The organism is Streptomyces sp. SID3343 (assembly GCF_009865215.1).
Lineage (GTDB): Bacteria > Actinomycetota > Actinomycetes > Streptomycetales > Streptomycetaceae > Embleya.
Window position 1 is genome coordinate 1 of sequence record NZ_WWJX01000667.1, and the last position, 2,145, is coordinate 2,145.

At 73.8% G+C, this 2,145-nt stretch carries 2 protein-coding genes; both read left to right on the top strand.

Annotated features, from left to right (window positions below):
- Positions 1–349: 349 nt before the first annotated feature.
- Positions 350–1,009 (top strand): response regulator transcription factor, encoded by a 660-nt coding sequence (locus tag GT354_RS20590; RefSeq protein WP_161357816.1) that lies wholly within the window; start codon positions 350–352, stop codon positions 1,007–1,009.
- The coding region (locus GT354_RS20595) for a histidine kinase (protein ID WP_161357817.1) at positions 1,006–2,145 on the top strand (1,140 nt) is incomplete at its 3' end. The genes GT354_RS20590 and GT354_RS20595, both read left to right, overlap by 4 nt.

The following is a 2,145-nucleotide window of genomic DNA, read 5'->3' on the forward strand; positions in this document are numbered from 1 at the left end:
CTGTTGCCGCGCTGCGCGCGGTGGCGGCTGCGCCGCCGGCGGTCTTCGGCCGCTCTCCTCGCGGGGTCGTCGATCACGAGTCGACGGTCGATCGGTGGGCGCTGACGCGCCTACGGGCGGCCGAGTGGACGTCGCGGGGGGCCGCGCTTGGCGCGGTCTCCCTCTGTTGCCGCGTTGCGCGCTGGGGGTGGCTGCGCCGGCGGCTTCCGGCTGCTCTCCTCGCGGGGTCGTCGATCACGAGTCGACGGTCGATCGGTGGGCGCTGACGCGCCGCCCGGCAGCCGAGGACGCGGCGGTGTCGGGGGCTGCCGGGCGGGCGGAGCGAGCCGCGCCGGCAGAATCGACGATCGTGACGATTCGGGTGTTGCTGGCCGACGACCAGGAGATGGTGCGCCGCGGCATGCGCCGCATCGTGGACCGCCAACCGGACATCGAGGTCGTCGGCGAGGCCGCCGACGGGGTGGCCGCGCTCGAACTCGCCCGGGAGTTGCGCCCGGACGTCGCGCTCGTGGACATCCGGATGCCGCGCATGGACGGCCTGGAACTGACCCGACTGCTCGCCGGACCCGCGGCGGAGGTGCCGGTACGGGTCGTCGTGGTGACGACGTTCGACCTCGACGAGTACGTGTATCCCGCGCTTCGGCACGGGGCGTCGGGATTTTTGCTCAAGCGCTCGGGGCCGGTACTGCTCGTCGAGGCGATCCGCGCGGCGATGGCCGGCGACCAGTTGATCAGCCCCTCGGTCACCGTGCGGCTGTTGCGGCACGTGACCCGTCCGGTGCCCTCCCGACCGGCGCCGGTGGACCCGCTCACCGAGCGTGAGATGGAGGTTGCGGGCCATGTGGCCGAGGGCAAGACCAACGCCGACATCGCGAGCGAGTTGTTCATCTCGCCCGGCACGGTCAAGACCCATGTGGCCGCGATCCAACGCAAGTTGGCGGTTCGCAACCGGGTGGGGATCGCGGTGCACGCGTGGGAGATGGGCTACGCGCCGGCGGCGCGCCGATGAGCCGGATCGGGCGCCGCAACCGGTGGGCGGGCGTCGCCGTCGTGCCGGTCCTGATCCCGCTCGTGCTCTCGCCGCCGATCGGCATCGTCACCGCGACATCCGCCGCGATCGTGCTCGCCGTCGCGCTCGTGCGGTGGCCGCAGGGCCGGGTGACCCTGGCCCGGGCGACCGGCGCGGTCGTGGCGCTCTCGCTCGTGGTGGACGTGGCCTACGTCGGTCCGCACCAACCGCCGGGGTTCTGGCTGCCGTTCGAACTGCTCGGGCTGTGGCTGCTGACCGAGCGTGTGGTCCGGCGGGTGCCGGCCGGGCGGGCGGCCCGGCTCGGCGCGGCACTGGGCACGGCGATCGCGGTGTTGCCACTGCGCTTCACCCTGCGCGCGCCCGACGTGAAGTGGGAAGCCTCGGTCGCGATGTGCGTGTCGGCGTTGCTGCCCGCCGCGTGCGCGGCGGGAATCGGCCTGTACCTGAGGTCCCTGGACCGTCGCCGACTGCGCGCGGTCGCGCACGCACGACGCGTGCAGCGCCTCGAAGTCGCCCGAGACCTGCACGACTTCGTCGCCCACGAGGTGACCGGGATCCTGCTCGAAGCCCAAGGCGCACAGATGGACGACCACGACGAGACGAGTGCGCGCGAGGTGCTCGCGCGGATCGAGGCGGCGGGCCTGCGCGCGCTCGACTCGATGGATCGCACGGTACACGCCCTTAGGGGCGACGCCGACGACCCGGCCGACGACAGGTGCGAGCCGGCGCCGACTCGGGTATACGGCACGGCCGATCTCCCGCTCCTGGTCGAGCGGTTCACCGGCAGCGGCCGGGTCCGGGCCGAACTCGACCTGCGCCCCGAACTGACCGGCGGCGTCCCGCGCGCGGTCGACGAGGCCGTGTACTTCGTGGTGCTCGAAGCCCTCACCAACGTCCGCCGACACGCGCCCGACACGCCTCGCGTCGCGGTGGCCATCGGTCGCGGTGCGGATCTCGCGATCGAGGTGTCGGTCGTGGACCAAGGCGGTACGACCCACCGCGAGCGCGGCGAACGCACCGGCGGCGGCACCGGCCTCGCCGCCCTCGCCGCCCGGGTCGAGGCGCTCGACGGCACCCTCACGGCCGGCCCGCACGAGGGCGGTTGGCGCGTCCTG